General features: G+C 66.7%; 5 protein-coding genes and 3 pseudogenes. 5 read left to right on the top strand and 3 right to left on the bottom strand.

Annotated features, from left to right (window positions below):
* Positions 1-568 precede the first annotated feature (568 nt).
* The 4 genes and pseudogenes from ABZV42_RS41985 (at position 569) to ABZV42_RS41970 (ending at position 2503) form a co-directional block, all read left to right on the top strand.
* Complete coding sequence (locus ABZV42_RS41985; protein ID WP_355990748.1) at positions 569-1384, top strand: oxidoreductase; 816 nt, start codon at positions 569-571, stop codon at positions 1382-1384.
* 150 nt (positions 1385-1534) lie between these two features.
* Positions 1535-1717, top strand: a pseudogene (locus tag ABZV42_RS41980) (transposase); the annotation flags it as partial.
* Positions 1718-1728: 11 nt separating this feature from the next.
* Complete coding sequence (locus ABZV42_RS41975) at positions 1729-1938, top strand: hypothetical protein (RefSeq protein WP_355990746.1); 210 nt, start codon at positions 1729-1731, stop codon at positions 1936-1938.
* Positions 1865-2503 (top strand): DUF6262 family protein, encoded by a 639-nt coding sequence (locus ABZV42_RS41970; RefSeq protein WP_355990782.1) that lies wholly within the window; start codon positions 1865-1867, stop codon positions 2501-2503. The genes ABZV42_RS41975 and ABZV42_RS41970 overlap by 74 nt, the downstream gene beginning before the upstream one ends.
* 33 nt (positions 2504-2536) lie before the next feature.
* Here the strand turns inward: ABZV42_RS41970 and ABZV42_RS41965 are convergent.
* The 3 genes and pseudogenes from ABZV42_RS41965 to ABZV42_RS41955 form a co-directional block, all read right to left on the bottom strand.
* Positions 2537-3049 (bottom strand): annotated as a pseudogene (locus ABZV42_RS41965) (SAM-dependent methyltransferase); the annotation flags it as partial.
* Positions 3048-3167: pseudogene (locus ABZV42_RS41960) on the bottom strand (IS5/IS1182 family transposase); the annotation flags it as partial. The pseudogenes ABZV42_RS41960 and ABZV42_RS41965, both read right to left, overlap by 2 nt.
* Positions 3168-4472: 1305 nt before the next feature.
* Positions 4473-4943: a hypothetical protein gene (locus ABZV42_RS41955; protein ID WP_356057519.1), complete on the bottom strand. Its 471-nt coding sequence runs from the start codon at positions 4941-4943 to the stop codon at positions 4473-4475.
* A gap of 204 nt (positions 4944-5147) precedes the next feature.
* Between ABZV42_RS41955 and ABZV42_RS41950 the strand changes: the two genes are divergently transcribed.
* The gene (locus ABZV42_RS41950; protein ID WP_355990742.1) at positions 5148-5504 is read left to right on the top strand and encodes a hypothetical protein; all 357 of its coding nucleotides are present in this window, start codon (positions 5148-5150) and stop codon (positions 5502-5504) included.
* Positions 5505-5665: the final 161 nt, after the last annotated feature.

Raw genomic sequence — 5665 nt, 5'->3', positions numbered from 1 at the left:
TGAACACCACGCCTGGCCCCAGGCCACCCGCACCGGCACCGCAGCCATCCTCATCACAAGACCCCAACCCACAGACCCGTAATGCAACGGCATTGCCCCTAAGCCACCCCTAAGCCCCGTCCGGTCGGCTCGACTGTCCGCCTTGCGTCCCGGCGACTGCCGTAAGGGGGCCCTGCTCTTGCGCGTGGAGCGTTGTGGGGTGTGCCGAGGTCGGCGCGAGCGGTAGGCGTTCGCCATTGCGTGGAGAACCCGCGCGAGACCCTCGCCGCTTCGGCTGCCATCTCGGAAACCGGACAGTACCTCCGCGCCCCGCGTCGGACGCCGCCACGCTCGGGCAACCACCGCGATCGCAGTGTCGAAGCGCACCTTCATGGCGAGCCTGGTGATCTCTGTGCGGAGCGTGCTCTCGCGTCCCTCCGTGCGGTGCACTCAAATGCGTCTTTCCGGCAGGCGCCGGGTCATCCAATCCGACCCGGGACCGGGCTCGCACCTTGAGCTTGCGCGAGGAAACCGAACGGTTTACGGTGGAGAAACTGATCGGTTTCCTCGATGGGCCAGGGAGTTCAGGATGACGACAAACCGGCCGGTGGCACTCGTGACGGGTGCGTCAACCGGCATCGGGAAGGCGACCGCGCTCGCACTTGTCGCCGCGGGTTTCGACGTGGTCGGATCAAGCCGCGACGCCTCGCGCGTCACTCCGCTGGGCGGGGTGACGTTCCTCGACCTCGACGTGTCCAGTGACAAGTCAGTCGCCGCTGCGGTCGAGCAGGTAATCGAGCGGTTGGGACGAATCGACGTCCTGGTCAACAATGCAGGTGTTGGCTCGATGGGCGCAGCCGAGGAAACCTCCGTCGCGCAGGCCCAGGGCGTTTTCGACGTCAACGTCTTCGGCGTCATGCGCACGGTGAAGGAGGTGCTGCCGCACATGCGGGTCAGGGGAGGCGGACGCATCATCAACCTCTCGTCCGTGCAGGGGTTCATCCCCGCGCCCTACATGGCCGCTTATGGCGCCTCCAAGCATGCGATCGAGGGCTACTCCCAGTCCCTGGACCACGAGGTCCGGCAGTACGGCGTCCGGTCACTTCTCGTCGAACCCGCCTACACCAAGACCGGATTCGAGGCCAACAGCGCGAAGGCCGACACGCCGCTGCAGGTCTACGCGGAGCAGCGGCACAGCTTCGACCGCCTGATGGCGGAGGCGATCAAGGGCGGCGACGACCCCGCGATCGTCGCCAAGGTGATCGTCGCTGCAGCGACTGACGCGAAGCCGAAACTGCGCTACACCGCGGGCCCCTTGGCCGGACGTGCCAGCATGCTGCGGCGCATCGCTCCTGCCGGGATCTTCGACAAGCAGATACGCAAACTCAACCGGCTGGCTGGCTGACACCCGCCCGCAGCCTGTCGCCGCTGTTACGGAAGGGCGGATGAGGCGCTCCGTCCGGTCTGGCGTCTAGGAAAGATCCTTCCCATTGTGGACACGTCGCACCGGGAGCACTCTCGAAACATGGCCTCCGGACAGCAAGCAAATGGACGCCGCCCACAAGCGGGCTGTCCGGCCCAAGCACCGAAACCCTCCCGCCCCGGCCCCGGACGACCCCCAGGCCAAAAGAACACCCGCCCCACACCCCGCTACGACGTGCACACACCCCGCAAAACACAACCCGCGGAACAGCGAACGAAGAAGTCAACCACCCCACGACCACGCCGCGCAGGTTAAAGATCAAGCTAGTGGACCTCTGCCGCGAACGGGCCGTCGAATCGCCCCTGGAGGCAGACGTCACGGGGGTGCGTGCGGACCACCGCGCCGTTGTCCACGAGATGGAAACCCACCTGCGTCTGATCTACGTGACCCCGGCGGAGACCAATCTCGCTGCCGCCGCTGACGACACGGCCGGGCACAACGACGAGGGCGACGCCGAGGAGAGGCGGTCGGCATGAGCGCACCGGCCTCCCGTCGCGCACGGCCGCCGGCGAACGCCGCGTCAAGGACATGCTCCAGCGGATCGAAGCCGCCGTCGCTGAGTTGCGGCGCCGACACACCGCCGTCACCTTCCAGGCCATTGCCCGCAAGGCGGGCGTCTCCCGCACCTTCCTCTACGAAAACTCCGAGGCCAGGAACCTGATCGAGACCGCACGGGAGCGGGGTGCAGGAGCCGGCCGACCCGAGCGGCATCACGGCAGCGAGGCCGAGACGGCCTGGCGTGAACGTGCGCTCAACGCCGAAGACGGGCTCAAGACCGCACACGCGGAGATCAGGAGACAGCGGTGCCGCATGGGTCAGTTGCTCGGTCAGATCCGTGACCTGGAGGCCCGCTGGTCGGACGAGTCGGTGACGCACCTGGTCGAGCAAAACGCGCAACTCAAGCAGCGAGTTCAGCAACTGTTTCAGGACCAGTGGCAGATGGAAGAGCGACTGCAGGCGGCCCGGACGAACAATAGGTTCCAGGACCGCCGCATCGCGCAGTTGGAAGCACAACTGCTGGAACATACCGGCGCAAGTTGAGCGTCGTGCTCGCTTTGCGACTCGGGGCCCGCGTCAGGGCCTGGGCAGTGGCAGGCCGGGCAGCTGCGGGTGACGGAGGTGCTGGCCGCCGTCGTAGACATGCAGGGTGAAGGTCTCCGGGCCCGGGGCGCCGGCCGCGTCGTAGGCGTCCAGGATGCGCTCGATGCGCTCCCACAGTTTCACCGGGCCACCCTCGCGCACCCGCCAACCGCCATCGGCCGGGGTGAGGGTGGCGGCGGATCCGGTGACGACGTCGACCAGGTGCACGGTTTCGCCGACGCTCACCATCTGCGCGTCGGGCACTGTGCTCCGGGCCAGGAAGCGCAGGTGGAACGCTTCCTCGGTCGCGGCGGTGATCCGCTCCGGGCTCTGCCGGGCCGTGCGCGGTTTGTCCGGCAGACCCGCGGCCCAGTGGGCTGGATTCCCGAACACCGGCGCCGCATGCGTACGTGCCGATATGAACGAGACAGTGCCTCCCAGCAGCCGGCCCTCGGCGGTGCCGTTGGCGTCGACCGTGAGCAGGACAGGGGCGTATCCGTAGAGCCACGGCCCACCAGGCCATCGACTCGGCGCTGTCGATGCGGCTCTCGTAGTCCCTTACCAGTCGGCGGGCCCGGACCAGCCGGGAGAAACTCCGCTCCACGACCCAGCGTCTAGGCAGCACCACGACTCGACATCACCGAACTGTTCAAGAGGACCTTCTTCGATGCCCGGGCCACGCAGCGATCACCCGAACGAGCCTGCTGGCATGTCGCCGATTTGGCGAGGCAGGGGCATGGGAGTTGCGGCAGCTCAAGCGCATGCGCAGAGATGATCCCGACCAGTTCGCGCGGCTGCTGCACGAGGTGCGTGCGGGCACGAACCAGCAACCCTCAGCCACAGTCCCCCGGCCTCGTCGTCGTGCACATCGCTGGGAACCTACCGAGGTTCGGTGCTGTCAGGCTGGGGGAACATCGAGGACTTCGTGAGCGGCGAGCCCTTCAGGCACGGAGTGCTCGCGATCACGTCCGTCTGGCCGAAGCCCTTCAGGTAGGAGACGAAGACAGTGAATTCCCCCAACTTGCCGGGGGATGTGTATCGCTTCAGGTCTTTGTCATGAGTGCGCCATTCACCCATGGTCCAACCCTGTTTCTGGAGGTCGGCTCGGACATCCGGGCCAACGTCCGGAGACCCCGCCTGAATGATCGACATTGTTGTCGTGTGTCTCGCGGTGCCCGGATCCCGGCAATCAGGAGCGGACTCCACTGCCGGACGCACTGCGCCGAACGGGCTCGGTCCTGACTTCCGCGCGGCCGTGGTCACCTTGAGCAACAGCTTGTGGAGTCGCTCATCCGCTTGGTCGAGCGTGGTGGCCGAAGTCAATGACTGTGCGGTGGAGGTGGGGGAGGCCTGCGAGTCCGAGCAGGCTGTGACCAAGGCAAGAGTTCCAAGAGCGGCACACATGGATACTCGACGTCGACGCACAGTTTTCCCCTGGATGATCGCAAAGAGAGCTGATGGTATCTCCAGAGGTCCGGCCGGGCCATGGGGGTTCCTGGGGGCAGTCCGAGGCCGACCATCGCTACTCGAGCACGGTGGCTACCTCGCTTCAGTGGTGACCTGGTCGATGATCGAGTGCCGCACGCCCTCGGCGTCGTCGAACACGTCCTCGACAACCCCGGGCCAACTGTCCGCGTTGACCCACCGCACCGCCATGGCGTGTAGCACTGCGGCGGGTGACGTGGGAGGTCACCACCACCGGCACCCTGGTCAGCAACGCCAATACCGCGATGTGCCTGACCGACCCCGCCGCCTCCGCCACCACCGGCACTCAGCCCTGGCTCTCGCCGGCGACTGGCGGCTGCCCCACGGCCCGGAGTGGTACCGCAAATACCACCTGCTGCGCACCCACCTCACAGGTTCCAGGGTGGGGACGCACCCAAGCGGTATGGGTCTACGCCAAGGCGGCGGGGGCGGCGTTTTCTGTCGTTCAGTCGCCGTCGAACAGCGCGGCGACCAGGCGGACGTGGGGGTCGAACCGCATGAAGTGCGGCGTGGTGTTCGTGTCCAGCACCGCGTGACGGACGGCACCGGCGCGCCCGTACCGCTCCTGCATGGCACGCACCCGGTTGGCCACGGTCTTGAAGTAGTCCTGGAGCTCAACGAGTTCGACGTACATCATCAGCCGGGCCTCTTCCAACGGCGCGGTCAGGATCGCCCGGTAGCGGACCCCACGCAGCGGCGCCGCGATCTCCCGGTCACTGAAGCGCCGGTTGATCTCCTCGGCAGCCTTCCACGTCCACTCGTCGTACCGCTTGCGCACGACCCGCATCGCATCCTCAGCATCCGCCGTCCCCAACGTGAAAGGGATCCGGATAGACACGTCGTTCAGGCTCCCGGCCACCAGATCGTTGTCCAGGAAATCGATCGCATCGGCGCAGGTTGTTCCGGCTCTCAGCATGCCCTGTTCCCCCCTTGCCGGGCACGGCTGCGCCCTGCCCGGTCCCATCTGAAGGTCGCCGGTCGACGTGCCCCTCCCGTGCCCGTTCGGTCGGGCCGACGGGCGTCCGCAACCCGAGGTAGCTCACACCGCACGTCTGTGCGAATCTTTGGGCGGTCGGTGCACCGCTCGGCCTCAGCCGCGGAGCCGGGAGGGCACCACCCGATGACGGATTCCGATCCGACCCCAGGCAGGCCACCTGGCCCATACATGGGCCCAGAATGGCATGCTGCGGCCGGCCCTTACCTCGCGCCCGGCGAACCAGTGCACCCGCCGACAGCATGGAACGGCGCCGCCATCGCCGCGCTGGTCCTTTCGCTGCTGTCGTTGCTGTTGCTTCTCGGTCTCGGCGTCCTAGGGCTGCTTGTGTCGTTGCTCGTCTTTACGCCGCTGGTGCTCGTTTTCAGCATCACCGCCAGCATTCAGGTGGCCCGACGGGGCCAGCGCGGCATGAGCCTGGCCGTCGTGGGATTCCTCCTCGCGCTGCCAGGATGGCCGATCACCGCTTTCCTGTTGTGGTGATCGCGCTCTCCCTGCCGAGGGAAAGGGGCGCCGTGCGCAGACCGACTGGCAGCTTCCTCCCCTCTTAGAGGGCGTTTGATCTAGATCAATTGCCCTTTATGTTCTAGTAAGTTCCTCGCCAGGTGGGTGTCGTCTCGTCCGTTATGCGCTTGGTGAGGTTG

This window comes from Streptomyces sp. NPDC005281 (assembly GCF_040607495.1).
Taxonomy (GTDB): domain Bacteria; phylum Actinomycetota; class Actinomycetes; order Streptomycetales; family Streptomycetaceae; genus Streptomyces.
This window is presented reverse-complemented; position numbering and strand designations above follow the sequence as displayed.